Annotated in this window: 15 protein-coding genes and 2 tRNA genes; 7 read left to right on the top strand and 10 right to left on the bottom strand. The window is 65.7% G+C overall.

Features of this window, described 5'->3' with window-relative positions; genetic code table 11:
* The first annotated feature begins 1 nt into the window (after nt 1).
* Entirely contained in the window at nt 2-568 is a 567-nt protein-coding gene (locus ACFUEJ_RS01835) for a dihydrofolate reductase family protein (RefSeq protein ID WP_165629299.1), read from the top strand.
* A gap of 8 nt (nt 569-576) precedes the next feature.
* On the opposite strand, the gene ACFUEJ_RS01830 is transcribed toward ACFUEJ_RS01835, so the two are convergent.
* Nucleotides 577-1,509: a saccharopine dehydrogenase gene (locus tag ACFUEJ_RS01830; RefSeq protein WP_078114057.1), complete on the bottom strand. Its 933-nt coding sequence runs from the start codon at nt 1,507-1,509 to the stop codon at nt 577-579.
* A 315-nt stretch (nt 1,510-1,824) separates the two neighbouring features.
* Between ACFUEJ_RS01830 and ACFUEJ_RS01825 the strand changes: the two genes are divergently transcribed.
* A complete protein-coding gene (locus ACFUEJ_RS01825) occupies nt 1,825-3,471 on the top strand; it encodes a DNA glycosylase AlkZ-like family protein (RefSeq protein ID WP_165629301.1) in 1,647 nt (548 codons plus the stop codon).
* Between the two features lie 30 nt (nt 3,472-3,501).
* Here the strand turns inward: ACFUEJ_RS01825 and ACFUEJ_RS01820 are convergent.
* From ACFUEJ_RS01820 to dnaA, 9 genes are all read right to left on the bottom strand, one after another.
* Nucleotides 3,502-3,574 (bottom strand) — tRNA-Ala (locus ACFUEJ_RS01820).
* Nucleotides 3,575-3,635: 61 nt separating this feature from the next.
* Nucleotides 3,636-3,709 (bottom strand) — tRNA-Ile (locus ACFUEJ_RS01815).
* Nucleotides 3,710-3,775: 66 nt separating this feature from the next.
* Complete coding sequence (locus tag ACFUEJ_RS01810) at nt 3,776-4,666, bottom strand: DUF3566 domain-containing protein (protein ID WP_165629302.1); 891 nt, start codon at nt 4,664-4,666, stop codon at nt 3,776-3,778.
* A 117-nt stretch (nt 4,667-4,783) separates the two neighbouring features.
* Nucleotides 4,784-7,273: a DNA gyrase subunit A gene (gene gyrA / locus ACFUEJ_RS01805; protein ID WP_165629303.1), complete on the bottom strand. Its 2,490-nt coding sequence runs from the start codon at nt 7,271-7,273 to the stop codon at nt 4,784-4,786.
* A 44-nt stretch (nt 7,274-7,317) separates the two neighbouring features.
* Nucleotides 7,318-9,384: a DNA topoisomerase (ATP-hydrolyzing) subunit B gene (gene gyrB / locus ACFUEJ_RS01800; protein ID WP_388027225.1), complete on the bottom strand. Its 2,067-nt coding sequence runs from the start codon at nt 9,382-9,384 to the stop codon at nt 7,318-7,320.
* A gap of 342 nt (nt 9,385-9,726) precedes the next feature.
* Nucleotides 9,727-10,311: a DUF721 family protein gene (locus ACFUEJ_RS01795; RefSeq protein WP_065630837.1), complete on the bottom strand. Its 585-nt coding sequence runs from the start codon at nt 10,309-10,311 to the stop codon at nt 9,727-9,729.
* Entirely contained in the window at nt 10,308-11,504 is a 1,197-nt protein-coding gene (recF, locus tag ACFUEJ_RS01790) for a DNA replication/repair protein RecF (RefSeq protein WP_065630838.1), read from the bottom strand. The genes ACFUEJ_RS01795 and recF overlap by 4 nt, the downstream gene beginning before the upstream one ends.
* Nucleotides 11,505-11,546: 42 nt before the next feature.
* Nucleotides 11,547-12,716, bottom strand: a complete 1,170-nt coding sequence (dnaN, locus tag ACFUEJ_RS01785) for a DNA polymerase III subunit beta (RefSeq protein ID WP_058252995.1) — start codon at nt 12,714-12,716, stop codon at nt 11,547-11,549.
* A gap of 654 nt (nt 12,717-13,370) precedes the next feature.
* Complete coding sequence (gene dnaA / locus ACFUEJ_RS01780) at nt 13,371-14,879, bottom strand: chromosomal replication initiator protein DnaA (RefSeq protein WP_388027222.1); 1,509 nt, start codon at nt 14,877-14,879, stop codon at nt 13,371-13,373.
* Nucleotides 14,880-15,377: 498 nt separating this feature from the next.
* Between dnaA and rpmH the strand changes: the two genes are divergently transcribed.
* The 5 genes from rpmH to ACFUEJ_RS01755 are packed head-to-tail and all read left to right on the top strand — an operon-like array spanning nt 15,378 to nt 18,386.
* Entirely contained in the window at nt 15,378-15,521 is a 144-nt protein-coding gene (gene rpmH / locus ACFUEJ_RS01775) for a 50S ribosomal protein L34 (protein ID WP_004020968.1), read from the top strand.
* Between the two features lie 46 nt (nt 15,522-15,567).
* Nucleotides 15,568-15,996: a ribonuclease P protein component gene (gene rnpA / locus ACFUEJ_RS01770; protein ID WP_388027217.1), complete on the top strand. Its 429-nt coding sequence runs from the start codon at nt 15,568-15,570 to the stop codon at nt 15,994-15,996.
* On the top strand, nt 15,996-16,418 hold the full coding sequence (gene yidD / locus ACFUEJ_RS01765) for a membrane protein insertion efficiency factor YidD (RefSeq protein WP_388027298.1): 423 nt from the start codon (nt 15,996-15,998) through the stop codon (nt 16,416-16,418). The genes rnpA and yidD overlap by 1 nt, the downstream gene beginning before the upstream one ends.
* 27 nt (nt 16,419-16,445) lie before the next feature.
* Nucleotides 16,446-17,651, top strand: coding sequence for a membrane protein insertase YidC (gene yidC / locus ACFUEJ_RS01760; RefSeq protein ID WP_068970747.1), 1,206 nt, complete (start codon nt 16,446-16,448; stop codon nt 17,649-17,651).
* Between the two features lie 45 nt (nt 17,652-17,696).
* Nucleotides 17,697-18,386 (top strand): protein jag, encoded by a 690-nt coding sequence (locus ACFUEJ_RS01755; RefSeq protein WP_388027213.1) that lies wholly within the window; start codon nt 17,697-17,699, stop codon nt 18,384-18,386.
* Nucleotides 18,387-19,429 lie beyond the last annotated feature (1,043 nt).

Below are 19,429 nucleotides of genomic sequence, written 5' to 3'. Positions count from 1 at the left end.
CATGCGTGAACTCGTGTACTACGTGGCCGTGAGTCTCGACGGGTACATCGCCGGACCGGACGGCCAGTTCGACGCCTTTCTGATGGAGGGCGATCACATGGACGGCATCAACGAGCGGTTTGCCGACACCATCCCGACGGACTACGCCGCCGCACTCGGGATCGACCAGAGCACAGGGATTTTCGACACCGTCCTGATGGGAGCCGGTACCTATGCCGCCGGGTTGCCAGAGGTGACGAGTCCGTATCGCCACCTCGACCAGTACGTCTTCACCCATCGTCGACGCGACCCGGTGGACGGCGTGACGTTCACGGATCGCGACCCGGTCGAGGTGGTGCGTGAGCTCAAACAGCGCAAGGGAAAAGACATCTGGCTCTGCGGAGGCGGCGATCTCGCGACTCAGCTGGCCGACGAGATCGACCGGTTTGTCCTCAAGCGTCAGCCGGTGATGTTCGGGAGCGGCATTCCGCTGATGGCGCCCGGCCGGTACGCGCCCAGGAGGTTTCGACGCGTCAGCGCACACGACTTCGACACCGGCGTGTCGATCGTCGAATACGCCGCACCGTAGGAGCGGACCTACCTCAGCACCGAGAGCGCGTCGTCGAGTGAGACCAGGTCGGCCATCGTCACTATTCTCTTGGCGCCATGGAGTTCCGTCGCGGCGCGGATGGCGGCCAGCGCCGTCAGTCGGCCCGTGGCGTCGGACTGCCCCGTCCCGGAGGCCTCCCGACGCTCACCGGTGCGCCGATTCTCGGCGATGACGTGCCAGGCATCGGAACCAAGGGGAGGCGCCCACGTCAGCGTGCCGCGCAACGCCGGCACCCGCCCGATCAGGCCGAGCGCCGCGGTCATCGGGGCCGAGCTGAGAGTGAGATACGAGCGGATGTGACCCGGCCGGTTGTCGAGAAGGACATGGTCGGGGAAGTCCGCGCGCAGATATCGTCTGCCATGTCCGTCGGGTCCGGTGGCGCGCCGGGTCTCACCGAGGTTGCGGACTTTCCCGCCTTCGGGCGGGCGGTGGACATCGGTGCCGATCAGACCGACCGTCCAGGCGACCGCCGCCGGGCCATGTTTCTCCCCCGCCCCCAGCATCACGAGCACGTCGAGGTCGTCGCCGGGCCGAGAATCGAGTGCGGCGGTCAGGATCGTGCTGAGCCCGGGCGCGAGGCCTGCCCCCAGGACGATGGGTCCGGCCGCGGTCGCACGCAACGCATCGAGGTAGGCGCCAGACGCCGAGATGTCCACGAGCGGCGTTGGTCCGATCGCGGTGCCGAGTTCCGCGCGTTCGACGCCGGACGCATTGACGACGACGTCATGTCCAGCGGCGAGGTCGCGTAGTGCCGCGAGATCCTCGCGTAGATCGAGCCGAACATCGGCGCTCGCTGCTCGGCTCGTCGTGGTCACGAGATGGCCATCCACCTCGAGCTCGCGTCTTACGACGGCGCCCACCGCACCGCGCCCGCCGAGCAGGAGGACCCGCAGGTCCTCACGGTTGTTCGATTCGCTCATAGACACCACTTCCAGTTCGCGATTGCCTGACAATCATGCTCGACGCCGAGCACGTCCTAGGACCCGACGAGACGGCCCAGTTCGATCCGACGACTCCTTACTGGTACGGAGCGGCTGACGACAACCCGGTCGAGATCCTGCATCTGTTTGGTCGTACCGCGACCGGCCGGGGTCGCGCTTTGTCGATGGAAGTAGAGCTAACGGCACGGTGTCGTCCTTTCGGAAGGGCGGTCTGTACGGCGCGCCATAGCGTTTAAAAGTTATGACTCCAGTAGGTACAGGCTCTCCCATGTCATACTTATGCATAATCTTCTTATGGACACGCGCGCTCTCATAGCCGACGGCGAGAACTTCACCACTGAGTTCAAGCGTTCGGATATCAACGACAAGGAGCTCACGAAGGCTGTCGCCTGTCTCGCCAACGGCGACGGAGGCGTTCTGTTGGTTGGCGTAGACGACAACGGCATCGTGGTTGGTGCACAACCGCGTCACGGCCGGACTACCGACCCGGCGCGGGTTGGTGCATACATCCAAGCCAATACCGAGCCTGCGCTCGCGGTGGGCGTTCGGTTGGAGAGCGTCGACGGTCAAGAGATCATCCGGATTGATGTTCCCCGCGCCGACCCTGGCCCCGTCGGCACGAAGTTGGGAGTCTTCACCAAGCGCGTGATCAAGTCTACGGGCGAGCCAGAATGCGCCCCTATGACCGCGCATGAGATTGTCAGCATGGGCATGATCACCCGCGGTCAGGATTTCGCAGCCTCTGCAGCGTGGGACGCAACCCTGACTGACCTCGATCCGTTTGAGTTCAATCGTTTTCGTCGGATGTGCCTTGCGTCGGGAGACGATCTTGCAGACCTCTCCGACCCAGATATACTCCGGGCTCTCGGGCTCGTACCTTTGTCCGCCCCGGTCAGCATCGGGGCAGTCCTTCTCTTCGGAACTGGGTCCGCGGTGCAACGATGGGTCCCAAACGCTGAAGTGCTGTTCCAAGACGTACGCAGCGGGCACCCACCCACAAACATCCAAATGGTGGAACCACTACTAAAGACGGCTGAGAAGCTGCGCGACCTCGTAGATGCACAGAACACAGTCACGGAAGTCATGGCTGGGCTCCTGCGTGTTGAAGTTCCACTCATCCCATCGATCACTCGTCGGGAAGCTGTCGCGAATGCGTTGGTACACCGCGACTACACCGCTGTTGGTCCCATACGGTTGCAGCTGACGGACGGCAGTTTCGTGGTCTCCAGTCCGGGCGGATTTCCACCGGGCGTCACCACGCAGAACATTCTTGACCAGTCCAGACCTCGAAGCCTGATTCTCGCTGGAGCGTTCAAACGCGCCGGCTTGGTCGAGAGGAAGGGCAAGGGTGTCAATGACATGTTCGAACAGCAGCTAAGGGCCGGACGAGACGTCCCTGACTACTCACACAGCACCAGCGACTCGGTTGTGGTCACCGTCCCCCTCGGAAACGCAGACCTGGATCTGGTTCGTTTCTTACTCACATGGGAGAACGAACACCAGCAACCACTGAGCCTCGACGAGTTGCGGATTGTCCACGAGGTGAAGACTTCGGGCTCGGCGACGAGTAGCGAAGTCGCTGAGGAGTTGCATCTCATTCCTGCGAGCACCAGGACTAGCCTTGGGCAGCTCGTCGAGAGGGGCATCCTCGAGTCTCGCGGTGTCGGTCGCAGTCGGAAATACCACCTGACCGCGCGCTTCTACGATCTTGCGCAAGATCGCAACGCCTACGTGCGTGTGAAAGGCGTCGATCCGCTCCAGCAGGAACGAATGATCCTAGACTATGTGGCCGCGTACGGTTCGATAACCCGTAGTCAGGCCGCCGAGCTCTGCCAGACCATCCCGCCTCAAGCCCGCTCGGTACTGAAGCGGCTGGTGGAAGACGGCCGACTGATTCTGGTAGGGCAACGTCGCGGTTCACGCTATGTGCTACCAGACTGAATGAGCGATAACTCCGCGGGCCAGCATTTGTGGAGCCTAGGAGATTCGAACTCCTGACATCTGCCTTGCAAAGGCAGCGCTCTACCAACTGAGCTAAGGCCCCGTGCCGTACCGATCGGTTCGGCGGGATGCGAGATTCCGATGTCCGAAAACATCTGTCGCAGTGGGCCTAGGAGGACTTGAACCTCCGACCTCTTCGTTATCAGCGAAGCGCTCTAACCGCCTGAGCTATAGGCCCTTGAACCGAGGAGTGAGATTACCCGACCGATGCCCCAACAAACAAAACGGCTGGTCAGGGGCTCGCTCAATCGAGGTCGGCGAGAGTCACCTCGGCGCCGCCGACGAGGTCGGCACAGATGTTGTAGATGTAGCTGCCGATCGTCGCGAGCGCGGTCAGCAGGATCGCGTTTATGGCGCCCAGGAGCGCCGCGGCGCCGAAGACGGTGCCCGCCCCGATCACGTCGTTACTCGCGGCCGATTCCTCCGCCATGAGCGTTCCGAAGCTGTTGTTCACCTGATCCCACACGCCCATGCCGTCGAGGATGAGGTACAGCACGGCGACGGAAATCATCCAGATGAAGAACCCGACCACCGACAGCACGGCTGCGACCTTGAACGTCGCCCACGGGTCGATCCGACGCACCTGCACCGAGGCGCGCAGCGCGGTCCCGGCGGCGAGTACCTGGCGAGGCGCCGACCGCGGTGCGGAGGGCTTGGATCCCGGCGCCTGTGCCGTCTCGGGTCGCTTCAGGTCCGCCGTGTGGTGGATCTGATCGAGGTCGGGCAGATCGTTCTCCGGAAGGTGTCCGCGGTCGATCGTGCTGGTGGGTGACTCGACGAAGCCGGGTTCCTCGGTCGCCGTCGCCGTACCCGATCGGCGCGGACTCTCCAGCTTGGTCACCGGGGCCTGCTGGCCGCTCATGCTGGCGGCAGCGGTGCCGCTGTTCGTCACGACGCCACGCGGCGGCGGGCCGCCCGGGTTGTTCAGCGGCGGGCCGGCAGGGCCCTCACCGGTGTTCGGACGCTGGGCGGCGTCGCGGTTGAACGTCTCGGTCGGGGCGGCTGACGGATCGTCGGCCGGCCCCCGCTGCCACGGCGGCACCAGTCCCCCGGTCGGGGTTCCCGTTCCGGGTCCCGCCGGTCCCCCGGCGGGGCGCCCGTTCTGGTCCTGATGCGGCTCGTTCGGTGTGCTCACAGACATTCCCTCACTCAGGCGTTCCTGACGTTGCTCGCTCGGCGCCGGGTCCGAACCCACCGTTCCCGACCCGTCGACTCGCGACGGGTCGAGCAACAGTGGCCTTCACCCTAACGCCTAGGAAGAGACCTCTGTCTCGTCCGGCTCGTCGGCGTTGCGGGCGATGGCGATGACCGTGGTGCCCTCGTCGATGTTCATCAGACGGACACCCTTGGTCTGGCGTCCGGCCTTGCGCACCGATTTCGCCGTGGTGCGGATGACGCCGCCCCCCGAGGTGATGGCGTAGAGCTCGGAGTCGTCGTCGACGATGAGCGCGCCGATCAGCTCACCGCGTCGACGATCGTGGGCGATCGTCAGCACACCCTTGCCGCCGCGACCCTGCACCGGGTAGTCGTCCATACCGGTCCGCTTGGCGTACCCGCCGGAGGTGGCGACCAGCAGGTAGGTGCCCTCGCGGACGACGTTCAGTGACAACAGCGTGTCGTCGGTGTTGAACCGCATGCCCTGGACGCCGGAGGTCTGCCGGCCCATCGGCCGCAGGGCTTCGTCGTCGGCGTGGAACCGGATCGACTGTCCCTTCTGCGACACCAGGAGCAGATCATCGTCGGCGCTGCACAATTGGGCGCCGACCAATTCGTCCTCGCCACGCAGGTTGATCGCCGCGATGCCGCCGGAGCGGTTGGAGTCGAAGTCGACCAGTCGCGACTTCTTCACCAGGCCGTTGCGGGTGGCGAGCACCAGATACGGCGCATCCTCGTAGGTCTTCAGCTGGATGACCTGGGCGATCCGCTCCTCCGGCTGGAAGGCCAGGAGGTTGGCGACATGCTGACCACGGGCGGTGCGGTTCGCCTCGGGCAGCTCGTAGGCCTTGGCGCGGTAGACGCGACCCTTGGTGGTGAAGAACAGGATCCAGTCGTGGGTCGAGCACACGAAGAAGTGTTTGACGATGTCGTCCTGCTTGAGCCCGGCACCCTGCACACCCTTGCCGCCGCGACGCTGGCTGCGGTACAGGTCGGTCTTCGTGCGTTTGGCGTATCCGGTTTCGGTGATCGTGACGACGACGTCCTCGCGGGCGATCAGATCCTCGTCGCTCACATCGCCGTCGGCCGCGATGATCTTGGTCCGACGCTCGTCACCGTACTTCTCGACGACCTCCTTGAGCTCGTCGCGCACGATGGCGCGCTGACGCTCGGGCCGGTCGAGGATGTCTTTGTAATCGGCGATCTCGAGTTCGATCTCGGCGAGTTCATCGACGATCTTCTGACGTTCCAGGGCCGACAGACGGCGCAACTGCATCGCGAGGATGGCATCGGCCTGGATCTCGTCGATGTCGAGGAGGTCGATCAGGCCGGTACGCGCGGTCTCGGTGTTGGCCGAGCGGCGGATCAGCGCGATCACTTCGTCAAGCGCGTCAAGGGCTTTCACCAGACCGCGCAGGATGTGGGCGCGCTCCTCGGCCTTGCGCAACCGGTACCGCGTCCGTCGCACGATGACGTCGATCTGATGCGCCACGTAGTAGCGGATCATCTGGTCCAGACGCAGCGTGCGGGGCACGCCGTCGACGATGGACAGCATGTTCGCACCGAAGCTGGTCTGCAACTGGCTGTGCTTGTACAGGTTGTTCAGGACGACCTTGGCGACGGCGTCGCGACGCAGCGTCACCACGATCCGCATGCCGACGCGGTCCGAGGACTGATCCTCGATCCGGCTGATGCCCTTCAGCTTTCCCTCGTTGACCTGCTCGGCGATCGACTGGATCAGGTTGTCCGGGTTGACCTGGTAGGGCAACTCGGTGACCACCAGCGTGGTGGATCCCTTGTTCTCCTCGATGTCGACGACACTGCGCATCCGGATGCTGCCGCGCCCGGTGGTGTAGGCGTCCTTGATCCCCTGGTTGCCGACGATCAGTCCGGCCGTGGGGAAGTCGGGGCCCTTGATGCACTCCATGCACGCGGCGAGGGTGGTCTCGTCGTCGGCGTCGTGGTTCTCCAGCGCCCAGAACACCGCATCGGCAACCTCGTTGAGGTTGTGCGGGGGCATGTTCGTCGCCATACCGACGGCGATACCGCCGGAACCATTGATCAGCAGGTTCGGGATACGCGACGGCAGGACCGTCGGTTCATTCGTCTTGCCATCGTAGTTGGGGACGAAATCGACTGTCTCCTCGCCGATGTCGCGCAGCATCTCCATGGCCAGCGGGGTGAGCCGGGCCTCGGTGTAACGCATCGCCGCGGCGCCGTCGTTGCCCCGCGAGCCGAAGTTGCCCTGACCGTCGATGAGCGGGTACCGCATCGACCACGGCTGGGCGAGGCGCACCAGGGCGTCGTAGATCGCGGTGTCGCCGTGCGGATGGTAGTTACCCATCGTCTCCGCAACGGGTTTCGCCGATTTGACGTAGCTGCGGTCCGGGCGGAACCCCGCGTCGAAGGACGCGTAGAGGAGGCGGCGGTGCACCGGCTTGAGACCGTCGCGGACCTCGGGAAGAGCGCGACCCACGATGACGCTCATCGCGTAGTCGATGTAGCTCTTCTGCATCTCCTGCCCGAGATCGACGGGCTCGATGCGATCGCCTTCACCGCCGGCGGGCGGCAGGGTGGTGTCAGTCATGTGTGTACTTTCTCCGATCGGAGCGGAATCGCAGGAACCCGCGATCAGACATCGAGGAAGCGAACGTCTTTCGCGTTGCGGGCGATGAAGCTGCGTCGGGCGGCGACGTCCTCACCCATCAGGATGGAGAACAGTTCGTCGGCGGCCGCGGCGTCGTCGAGGGTGACCTGGCGCAGGACACGCACGGCCGGGTCCATCGTGGTCTCCCACAGTTCCTTGGCGTTCATCTCACCGAGACCCTTGTACCGCTGGATGCCGTCGTCCGGGTTGATCTTCTTGCCCGCCGCACGACCGGCCTCGAGCAGTCCGTCCCGCTCGCGGTCGGAATAGGCGAACTCCGGAGCCGACTTCTGCCACTTGAGCTTGTACAGCGGCGGCATCGCGAGGAACACGTGACCGTGCTCGATGAGCGGCCGCATGAAGCGGAACAGCAAGGTGAGCAGGAGGGTCGAGATGTGCTGACCGTCGACGTCGGCGTCGGCCATCAGCACGATCTTGTGATACCGGAGCTTGCTGATGTCGAACTCGTCGTGGATGCCCGTGCCGAAGGCGGTGATGATCGACTGGACCTCGGTGTTCTTGAGCACCCGGTCGATTCGCGCCTTCTCGACGTTGATGATCTTGCCGCGCAACGGCAGGATCGCCTGATACATCGAGTCACGGCCCGACTTGGCGCTGCCGCCGGCCGAGTCGCCCTCCACGATGTAGACCTCGCACTTGCCGGGATCGTTGCTGCGGCAGTCGGCGAGCTTGCCGGGGAGACCACCGATGTCGGTGGCGGTCTTGCGGCGCACCAGATCGCGGGCATTGCGCGCTGCCATCCGGGCCCGCTGCGACTCGACGATCTTCTTGATGATCGTCTTCGCCTCGGCCGGGTTGGCCTCCAGCCAGTGCCCGAGGTGTTCACTGCAGACCCGCTGGACGAATCCCTTGACCTCGGTGTTGCCCAGCTTGGTCTTGGTCTGGCCCTCGAACTGCGGGTCCCCGACCTTCACCGAGATCACCGCGGCGAGGCCCTCGCGGATGTCGTCACCCGAGAGGCGGTCTTCCTTCTTGTCCTTGATGAGCTTCTTGTCCACCGCGTACTTGTTCACGGTGAGGGTCAGCGCGGCGCGGAAACCCTCTTCGTGAGTACCGCCCTCGTGAGTGTTGATGGTGTTGGCGAAGGTGTGGACCGATTCGGAATAGCCTGCGTTCCACTGCATCGCGACCTCGACCTCGTGGCCGGTGCCCTGGCCGGTGAAGCCGACGACGGTGGTGTGGATCGACTGCTTGGTCCGGTTGAGGTGCTTGATGTAGTCGACGAGCCCGTCGGGGTAGTGATAGGTCCGAGTCTTCGGCTTGGCCGCGGCGGCGGCCTTCTCCTCCTGGGACTTCACCGCCTCGGCGGCCTCGGTGGTGCCGCTCTCCTCGTCACCGTCGGCGTCACCCGGCGGCTCGATGGCCTGTGGACGCTGATCGGTCAGCGTGATGGTGAGGCCCTTGTTCAGGAAGGCCATCTCCTGCAGACGACGCGCCACGGTCTCGGCGTTGAATCGTGTGGTCTCGGTGAATATCTCGGGGTCCGGCCAGAACCGCACCGTGGTGCCGGTCTTGCGCGTCGGGGTCCCCTTCTCGAGGGCGCCGGGTGTCGCGTAGGTGTAGGTCTGCTCCCAGTTGTATCCGTCGTTCTGGATCTCCAGCTCCACCTTGGTGGACAACGCGTTGACCACCGAGATGCCGACGCCGTGCAGACCACCGGACACCGCGTAGGCGTCGGAGTCGAACTTGCCGCCGGCGTGCAGCTGGGTCATGACGACCTCGACGGTCGGCACGCCCGTGCGGTGCATGCCGGTCGGGATGCCGCGGCCGTCGTCGACGACCTGGACACCGCCGTCGGCCAGGAGGGTCACGTCGACGCGCGAGGCGAAGCCGGCCATCGCCTCGTCGACCGAGTTGTCGACGACCTCCCAGATCAGGTGGTGCAGGCCTCGCTCACCGGTGGATCCGATGTACATGCCGGGCCGTTTGCGGACGGCCTCCAGACCTTCGAGGATGTTGATCGAATCGGCGCCATACTCTGACGGCTTCTTCTTGTTCTTCTTCGGTCCGGTGTCGTTGGTGTCGGCCACGAGGTGCGTCCGCTCCTGTTCTGCTCATCGACGGATCAGGTGGTCTCCGGATCCGTCGTCGATCCTTCTCGACGGGGCACACGGCGGTTGCGCGCACAGGAATACCCGGTGGGTACATCCGGGTAGCCTGGAGGCGCTGTCTGTCTGCTGCTGTGCACCCCTGTCGGGACAACTCTCCACAGTGTACTGCCTGACTCGCCCTGGAACGCGCATCCGGGGCCGCTAACAGGCCCTCAGAACGATTTTTTTGCCTCGATCCCGGTTCGATCGTGGCTTGGGGATGGAAAACGGCCCACGAGGCTCTGCAACTAGTAAAGTGCGGTCGAGTCTGCTAGCGGCGCGTCAGCCGTAGGTGTCGCGTGGGCCGCGCCCGCGCACGTGCCGTTCACCCTTACGCCACGACGGGCCCTTCGGACCACTGATCCGCAACGAGGTGACCTGGCCGTTGCCGATGGCGGCCGCGATCTTGGCGAGGATCTGGGACTGGATGTAGCGAAGTTGCGTCGCCCACGCCGTCGACTCGGCCTGCACGTGGAGGACGTTGTCGCGCAACGCAACCGGCTTCGCATGAGCGGCGATGTCCGAACCCACGATCTGCTCCCACATCCCGAACAGCGTGCCTTCGCCGATCTTCTCCTGCCACCCGCGATCCTTCGCCAGACCTCCGACGAGCCGGCCGAACGGCTGCGGATCCCGCGGATCCGGACCGGAGCCGGACCAGCGTCGACGCCCCTGGGATCCGCGCGGGACCCGACGGACGGGCGACGCCCGGCCCCGGCCGACCGACTTACCCGCGGCACGGGCCTGTGCCCGGGCCTCCTCGAGCGCCTTGCGGGCACGCTCGTACCCGCCGAGTTCGCCGGGCGGTGTCGGCCGTGGTGCGGGGTCGGCGGGATCCGGGGACCCGGACGGGCGATCGTCACTCATGGGTGTCCTCCCCCCGCTGCCGTCACATCGTCGAGCGCTTCGTCGACGATGTGCGACCGCCGGCCCGCGTCGTCGTCGACCACATCGACGCCGATCCGCCGGCCACCGATCCGCCCGGGGATGTCCTCGGCGACGGCGGCGGTGATGAGGAGTTGCTCGGCGTCGGCGGTGAAATCGACGAGTTGCGCGCGCCGCTTGGCGTCGAGTTCGGCGAACACGTCATCGAGCATGATCACCGGCTCGACACCTTCGGCGCGGGTGAGCTCGACGGAGCCGAGGCGCAGAGCCAGTGCCAACGACCAGGATTCCCCGTGTGAGGCAAAGCCTTTCGCGATATCGCTGCCGAGCACGATGTCGATGTCGTCGCGATGCGGACCGACGAGACACAGGCCCCGCTCGATCTCCTTGTCGCGCAACTCCGTCAGGCGTAGTGCCAGCACGTCGGCGATCGCCTCGGGTGTGTGCTCCTCGATCTCCACACCGCCGGCGGGACGATACCGGAGCACGGCCGGCCGTGAATGCGGCGCGATCGAGGCGTATGAGCCGGTGAAGTGCGGCTCGAGCTCGGCGAGCACCGACAACCGTGCGGCGATCACCTGACCGCCGAGATCCGCGAGCTGACCATCCCAGACATCAAGTGTGCTGACCACCGAATCTGCCTGTTGCCCACCACGTCTCAGCGCCGCGGCGGCAGTCTTGAGCAAGGCCGACCGCTGACGCAGGACCCGGTCGTAGTCCGCGCGGGCGGCGGCGTAACGGGGACCCCGCTGGGCGACCAGTTCGTCGACGAAGCGTCGGCGGTCGCTCGGGTCACCACGCACCAGGGACAGGTCCTCGGGCGCGAACAGCACCGTACGGAGGATGCCGAGCAGGTCGCGGGGCCGCCGCGCCGGGCTCCGGTTGATGGTCGCCTTGTTGGCGCCCTCGGCATTGATCCGCAGCTCGGCGGTCAGCTCACGGCCGTCGTTCTCAACCGTCGCGGTGACCGACGCCGACGCGGAGCCCGCGTGTACGAGCGGTGCATCGGAACTCACCCGGTGTGAGCGCAGCGTCGAGAGATAGAACAGCGCCTCGAGCAGATTGGTCTTGCCGAAGCCATTGCGGCCGGTGAAGACCGTCGGCCCGGGTGCCAGATCGAGGTCGACGGCCCGCCACGATCGGAAATCGCGCAGATGCAGCTCACGGACGAACACGAGTCGGCGTCGATCCTGAGGACGGTGGGGCCGTGGCGGCCGTCAGCCCGGGAGGCGGACGGGCATCAACAGGTAGCTGAATGCGCTCTCGGGAGCGACGAAGGCGCCGGACTCGTCCGCGACCGGATCCTCTCCGCTGGCCGGGCGGAGGACGGCAGGCCGGCTGGGGGTGGTGAATCCGAAGTCCACCGCGTCGGCGTTGATCGCCGACAATCCGTCCTGCAGGTACCCGGGGTTGAACGCGATCGTGAGGGGCTCACCCTGGAACGACACGGGCAGCTCTTCCTCGGCCTTGCCGGCCTCGTCGCCGCCCGCGGTGAGCAGCACGGATCCCTCGGAGAACTCCATCCGGACCTGCGCGCCGCGCTCGGCGACCAGGGCCACACGGCGGATCGCCTCGATCAGCGGGCCGCTGTCGATGGTGGCGACCGCGGTGTGGCTGGCCGGGAGCAGCTGACGGAACTTCGGGAACTCCGCGTCGAGCAGGCGGGTGGTGGTCTTCTTGGTCTCGCCGAGGATGCCGAGGATGCCGTCGGATCCGATGGCCGCGCCACCACCGAACGCCAGCGAGACGACGCCGGTGCCCTCGGCACCCGCGGTCTTGGCGCTCTCCGAGAGCGTCTTGGCGGGCACCAGGACGGCTCCCTTGGTGTCGGGATCGGAAGGCTCCCACTGCAATTCACGCACAGCGAGCCGGAAACGGTCGGTCGCGGCGAGGACGACGGAGTTGCCCTCGATCTCGACGCGGACACCGGTGAGCATGGGCAGGGTGTCGTCCTTGCCGGCCGCCACGGCCACCTGCGAGATCGCCTCGGCGAAGAGCTGCGACGGGATCGTTCCGGTGACGGAGGGAACGTCGGGCAACTGCGGGTAGTCCTCGACCGGCATCGTCGGGAGCGAGAACTTCGCGCTGCCACAGGTGATCGCGACGCGTGCACCGTCGAGGGTCACGTCGACCGGCTTGTTCGGCAGGGCCTTGGTGATGTCGGCGAGGAGCCTACCGGAGACCAGGACCTGTCCGGGCTCGGCGACCTCCGCGCCCAGATTCTCCTGGGCCGAGACCTCGTAGTCGAAACCCGAGACGGTCAGGCCGGTTTCGCCGACGTTGAGCACCACGCAGCCGAGAACCGGGACGGGCGGACGAGACGGGAGACTGCGGGCGACCCAGGCGACGGAATCAGCGAACTCGTCACGCGCGACACGAAACTTCATGCTGGGAGGTTGCCCTTCTCTCGTTCTCGTTCCCGCCTGGATCGCCGGGTCGGCGCCGCAGTGGGTCGGCCGGCCTGGAGTGGGATCCCGCATCCGGGAATCCCACTGTAGAACGCCGCCGCCCGAGCCGGAGTGGTTGGGGCCAAGTCAGACCGTCGTCGGAGCCGGGTGCGGGCGACCCGATCGGCGACAGTCTGTGCACAGACCTTCTTACAAAAGATCCTCTTTCTAGAGGGATCCATCTCAGTAATAGGAGTTGTGCACTCTGTGGACAACCACGACATCGGGCCAGTCCGGGCGGGTGTGGACGTGTGCATGACCGGTGGAGCAACGTCGAGCGGATCCGTCCGGGGATGTGGAGTTCTCATGTTGTTCGCGCGGCGTCCACCGGCGGTGCACATGCCGACCCCGGTTATCCCAAGGATTGTGCACAGCTGGTGATCGATCGTGAGCAGGGTCGATGTCGGCCGAATCCGGCTGCGGGAAGGCGGTCCACGGTGTCGCAGACTCTCGACCCGAGAACAAGACTTGGCATTCGGAGGGGCCATCGCAGTCGCCATCGGATGCCACTGCGGGCGGCGGAACACCCCCGGACGACCGCACCCCCGGGCCGTCGTGGCTTCGGGGGTGCGGAGAGCTGTAGGTGTGCGCGTGTCAGCCCACGGCGCGCTGCTTGATGCGGGCGGTGAGCTCCTGGACGTGGTCGTACACCCGGCGGCGCTCGGCCATCTCCTTGCGGATCTTCCGTTCGGCGTACATGACCGTCGTGTGATCGCGGTCGAAGGTCTCGCCGATCTTCGGCAGCGAGAGGTCGGTGAGCTCACGACACAGGTACATGGAGATCTGGCGGGCCTGGGCGATCGACCGTGTCTTACCGGGACCTCGTAGTTCCTCGACAGAGATGTCGAAGTACTCGGCGGTGATCGCGAGGATGCTCGCCGCGCTGACCTCCAGGGTCCCCGAGTTGGGCAGCAGGGCCTGCAGGACGACGTCGGCCAGAGACTTGTCGAGAGCAGCGTCGTTGAGCGACGCGAACGCCGTCACGCGGATGAGTGCACCCTCGAGCTCGCGGATGTTGCGCTCGATCTTCGACGCGATGAGTTCGAGGACATCGTCGGGAACCGCGATGTTGTCCATCTGCGCCTTCTTGCGCAGAATCGCGATCCGGGTCTCCAGATCGGGCGGCTGGACATCGGTGATCAAGCCCCACTCGAACCGCGTACGAAGCCGGTCTTCCAGTGTCGCAAGCTGTTTCGGCGGTCGATCAGAGGAGATGACGATCTGCTTGCTCGCGTTGTGCAGGGTGTTGAAGGTGTGGAAGAACTCTTCCTGGATACCTTCTTTGCCCACGAGGAACTGGATGTCGTCGACAAGCAGCACATCGACGTCGCGATACCGGCGCTTGAACGCCACCCGCCGGTCGTCGCGGAGCGAGTTGATGAAGTCGTTGGTGAATTCCTCGGTGGACACGTACTTGACCCGCATGCCCGGGAAGAGGCGCTGCGCGTAATGGCCCGCGGCGTGCAGCAGGTGCGTCTTGCCGAGGCCGGACTCTCCCCAGATGAACAGTGGGTTGTAGGCCCGGGCGGGGGCTTCCGAGACCGCCACCGCCGAGGCATGCGCGAATCGGTTCGACGCGCCGATGACGAAGGTGTCAAAGGTGTACTTGGGGTTGAGGTTTGCGCCGGTGGCCGGCGGCGTCGAGGTGGGCCGCTCGGCGAAGTACGACGCCCAGTCGCCGGACGGGCGCGTCGACTCCGGCATCGGGGACGGCGCGCGGCCCGCGCCCACGGGGGCGGCCGTGTAGTCGACCGCTGCGGCCGCTCCGGCGATGGGCCGTACGTCGGGAACCGGTGCTTCCGCCACCGGCTCGTCGTTACGCGGGGTGGCGATACGGACGCCGAGATCGACGGGTTCGTCGAGGTGGCGGCTGAGGACCGAGCGGATGGTCTCCCGGAGATTGCGCTCGATCTGTTCCTGGACCAGCGCCGTCGGCACGGTCAGCAGGGCGAAGCCTTCGGTGAGGGTCAGGGGTCGAACCAGTGACAGCCACGCCTTCTGCTGGCGTGTCAGTGGTTCATGGTCGCGTGCGGCTTCGTCGTCGTTGAGTTCGGCGACGACCTGTTGCCACACCTCGCCGAAAGTGTCTCGGTCTGAAGTCACGGGGCTGGCCTCCTGGTCCGGAAAACTACCAGCGTTCACGAGAGCGGTGGCATCTGCGCCGGAGTCCCCGTCTCTCCACAGGGTTATCCACACCTGTGTACAAAGGTGACGAACTGGGGACTTCGGTCGGAGCCAGGTCCTCGAGGATCTACCTCGACGGGAGGGGTGGCCGACGCTGTGAGTGAACGTAACAGAGGTCGGGGAGGGCCACAAAGCGATCGGGACGTTTGACTCGATTCTGCTGACAATCTTGCTTTCGTGGCCCAGAACACACTGGTCGCGAACGGTCCCGGAGAACGGACGTCGTCGTTTGATTTGGACGCCCGGTGTCAGTAGTCTCGACTGGTCATCCAGGTTGCGGATTTGCGCGGCGAACTTCCGTGTTCGCCGAGTCATCACCGACACCAGTTCGGCACCGTCCTGGATCAACAGACCAACGACAACATGTGGGTCATGCCCGGGTAACCGGCGTGCCCACAGGGAGCACAAGGAGTCACCGTGGCCAAGGGCAAGCGTACTTTCCAGCCGAACAATCGTCGTCGCGCGCGCGTGCACGGATTCCGTCTGCGCATGCGGACCCGCGCCGGACGTGCGATCGTCAGCGGCCGTCGTTCCAAGGGCCGCGCGAAGCTCACCGCCTGATCGTCGGCTCTCACCGGGTCCCGCACGGGGCCCGGTCAGCTGTTCGATGACTGCGCCCCTTCATCGGATCTCACGGGGATCCGACTTCTCTCGCACCCTCAAGTCCGGTGCGCGGGTGAACAGTCGTGACTTCGTCGTCCATCTCGCGGTGGTCGGTCGTGAATGGCCCGACCCCCGCGGCCTTCGACGGGACGTGGCGATGTCCGGTGGTCCCTGGTTCGGTCTCTTGGTCAGCAAATCCGTCGGCAATGCGGTGACGCGCCATCTCGTCGCCCGCCGACTTCGCGCGGCATTTGCCGGCGAATCGCATCTGCTCCCCGACGAGACCTATGTTGTCGTCCGTGCCCGCCGAAGCGCGGCCGAGCGATCCAGCGACGAGCTCGCCGACCAGCTCCGCGACGCGTTCACCAGTCGTCGTGTCCTCGCCCTGTCCGAGGCCGTCGCGGCGTCGGCCGACGGAGCGGGACCGCGGTGATGGGCAACACCGACACCACGCCGTCACCTGAGACCGAGGCGGATTCGACGACTCCGCACGCGGCCTCGAGCGGAACCGGCGCGCGCCTGTGGCGCGGACTCCGCCTCTTCCCCCGCCGCACCGTCATCTTCCTCATCGAGCTGTACCGCACCTGGGTGTCGCCGATGCGTCTGCCGTCCTGCCGGTTCGAACCCACCTGCTCGGGATATGCGGTCGAGGCACTGGACCGGCACGGCTTCCTCTACGGCTCGGTGCTGTCGGTCATCCGGCTCGCGAAGTGCGGGCCCTGGCACAAACCCGGTTACGACCCGGTTCCCGAACGCGGCTTCGGCGAACTGTGCCGCGACCTGTGGCGCTCAGCGACCGGCACACACCGACCTCGAAACCATCAGCACGCGTCCGGCGAGACGCGTGCTCTGTGAGTACAACAAGTGAGGGGTAACTGACCCGTGCTCGACTTCATCTATTACCCGGTCTCCGGGATCATGTGGGTCTGGCATTGGCTCTTCAGCCATGTCACACCGAACTCCCCCGGTGGCGACGGCATCGCCTGGGCCCTGTCGGTGGTGTTCCTCGTGTTCACCCTGCGTGCGATTCTCTACAAGCCCTTCGTGAAGCAGATCCGCACCACGAAGAAGATGCAGGAGATCAACCCGCAGCTCCAGGCGATCCGTAAGAAGTACGCCAAGGATCGGGTCAAGATGACCGAGGAGATGCAGAAGCTGCAGAAGGAGCACGGGTTCAACCCGATGCTCGGCTGCCTGCCGATGCTGCTCCAGATCCCGGTCTTCATCGGTCTGTTCCACGTGCTGCGCTCGTTCAACCGTATGGGCACCGGCATGGGTCAGCTCGGCATGAGTGCGGCAGAGACCCGGTCCCAGGGCAACTACGTGTTCAGCGCCGAACAGGTGCAGAACTTCCTCGACGCCCGCCTCTTCGGTGTCCCGCTGTCGTCCTACCTCGTCGAGCCGGCGACCGAGTTCCAGGCCTTCGTCGAGCCCGGCTCCCCCATCGACTTCACGCGCCCGCAGATCGCGTTCGTCGTCATCCCCATGATGATCGTCGCCTCCATCGCGACGCACCTGAACTCGCGTGCGTCGGTTGCCCGTCAGCCCGAAGCGGCGCTGGAGAATCCGCAGACCCGGATGATGAACAACCTCGCGCTGTACGTCTTCCCGATCGGCATCCTCGTGACCGGTCCGTTCTTCCCGGTCGCCATCCTCCTGTACTGGATGAGCAACAACATCTGGACCTACGGTCAGCAGCACATCGTCTTCGGGCACATCGCCAAGGAAGAGGAAGAGGCCAAGCTCCTCAAGCAGGAGAAGCTGAAGGCCAATGCGCCGAAGCCGGGCGCGCGACCCGACCGAAAGAAGAAGCCCGCCGCGACGAACACCAACGGCGCCGACTCGACGAACGTCTACCTCTCGAAGGACGGATCGTCGGACAAGGCCGGGACCGACGGTGTCGACGCAGATGCATCGCCCGACGAGTCGACGACCGCCGCAGCGGACACCGGGGCGGGAGCCAAACCCAAGCCGGGTCAGAAGCCCACACGTCCCGGCGCCGGCGCCGCACCGGGCAAGAAGCAGAACCACAACCGCGGAAGCCGTTCGACAGCCAAACGCGGAAACAAACGCGGTGGCAAACGATGACCGCCCCAGACTTGTTCGATGAAGCACAGAAGTTAGGTGAATGAGATGACAGCAGAGACTGCAACTCAAGCCGGTACGGACGCCGAGACCACGGCGGGACCCCAGACCGAGGACCAGGCCGATACGTCTTCGTCGGCTGTCGGCGACGACGGTGCGGTGGCGGACAACGCCGTCACGGAAGCGGCGGATGGCGACGCCGACGATGACGAGGCGGCCGCGACCGACGTCGACGACGAGACCGATGACGACGACTCGGATGAGGACGAAGACGACGAAGACCGTCTGGTCGAAGAAGGCGAGATCGCCGGCGACTACCTCGAGCAGTTGCTCGACGTCCTCGACTTCGATGGCGACATCGACCTGGATGTGGATGGCGACCGAGCAGTCGTCAGCATCGATGGCGGCGACGACCTGACGAAGCTCGTCGGGCGCAAGGGCGAGGTCCTCGACGCGCTCCAGGAGCTGACCCGCCTTGCGGTCCAGCAGGCGACAGGTGAACGCAGCCGCCTGATGCTCGACATCGCCCGCTGGCGGGCTGATCGCCGCGATCGGCTGGCACGCCTCGGTCGTGAGGTCGCCGAGCGGGTTCTGTCGTCCGGCGAGCGCGAAGCGCTGGATCCGATGACGCCGTTCGAGCGGAAGATCGTGCACGACGCGGTCGCGGTCGTCGACGGCGTCGTCAGCGAGAGCGAGGGTGCAGAGCCGAAACGTCGCGTGGTGGTCCTCCCCTCGTAGCAAGTACTCCCCTCCCCCACGGAGGTGAACAGGCCCCGACCGTCTCGGTCGGGGCCTGCTTCGTCTCCGGGTACTGCTTGGGTTGTGTGCCGCGATAGCGGGTGGCTCTTCGTCGGCGTTGCGCGCTGTGGGCTACTTACACGGTTGTTGTTTCACGTGAAACACGAGCCTTGTCCGTGGAGGCGGCCAGCGGAACGGATGCGCGCCGGGGTGCTGTCGAACGATCGAGTCGACGGCCGCCCCTTGCATCTCGGGTTGCGGTGGAACGTCCCGGGATGTCGCCGGCGGACTGCGTAACCGTCACCTTCGGATGCCTCGATCCCCCGCGCCCGCTGGCCGACTCAGTCGGCGACGTTGCTGCACATGGCGGTAGCGCCAACTCGCACCGTGGACGTCCTCGTAGCGCGGTGGATGGCCACGTGTCGGACGCGACGAGAGAGCCCAAAGCCGTTCATTGTCCGGCCCGGGTCGAGCGGCTGCCGAGTTGCAGTCTCGGCAGCCGCTGTGACGCTAGGGCAGTTCCGGGTGTTGGCAGCGCGGACCGCGGCAGTGACTCTCCGGCGGGTTGGGATACCCGCGCCACGCGTCGCCACTGGCCAACGACACCGCTCGCTGCTCGGTCCGGACGCAAACTGGTCGAATTGTCACGTGACGCTTCCTTCCGGGACCGGAGTGTCAATCGAAACGGTCGTCATCAGACCCTTCGAGGCTCGCTTCGCTCGCACCTCAGGGAGCTGGGTTGCGCAGGGCTCGCACGTCACTATCTTCAGCCTGGCGACTGTTGTGGACCATGGAAGAACACTCGTGAACATCCGAGTCCGTGCTCCCCTGGTCCGAATGAACGACCTGCTCCCTGAGGGCGTCCGGAGCTTGCGGAGGGCGCGTCTAGTTCCGCCCCTACGGAGTGTCCGGAGCTTGCGGAGGGCGCGGCAAACCTGCGCTCCTTGAGGAGGGCCCGGAGCTTGCGGAGGGCGCGTCGCCTCCCGTGCCCTGAGGAGCGTCCGGAGCTTGCGGAGGGCGCGTCACCCCCTGCTCCCTGAGGA

It is taken from the genome of Gordonia sp. NPDC057258 (assembly GCF_042668985.1).
GTDB lineage: Bacteria > Actinomycetota > Actinomycetes > Mycobacteriales > Mycobacteriaceae > Gordonia > Gordonia hongkongensis.
The sequence above is the reverse complement of the archived record's forward strand: the minus strand, read 5'-3'. Positions and strand labels throughout refer to the sequence as shown.